The 255-nt window shown below is 65.1% G+C and carries 1 protein-coding gene; it reads right to left on the bottom strand.

Going from position 1 to position 255, the window contains the following annotated elements; all coding sequences use genetic code 11:
* Nucleotides 1–255: hypothetical protein (locus H6A07_RS09885; protein WP_204814747.1), on the bottom strand; the 255-nt coding region annotated here is incomplete at both ends.

Below are 255 nucleotides of genomic sequence, written 5' to 3'. Positions count from 1 at the left end.
ATCCTTCCTTGTGCGCGTGCGCGCGGATCGCGTCGGCCTGGTCCGCGGTCAGGTGCTGCTCGCGGCCCTTGCCCATTTCGAATTTCATCCGGTGCAGCACGCCGCTCAGGCGCTCGCACTCGGCGCTTTCGAGAAATACCACGCCAAAGCCGATCAGCGTCCGCACCATCCCGATCAGGCTGTGCGCCATCGGGATGTGCCGGCCGTCCTGGCTCCAATGCGCGTGCAGCTCGAGGAAGATACGGTGCTTGATGC

This window comes from Olsenella uli (assembly GCF_016899935.1).
GTDB classification, from domain to species: domain Bacteria; phylum Actinomycetota; class Coriobacteriia; order Coriobacteriales; family Atopobiaceae; genus Thermophilibacter; species Thermophilibacter uli_B.
This window is presented reverse-complemented; position numbering and strand designations above follow the sequence as displayed.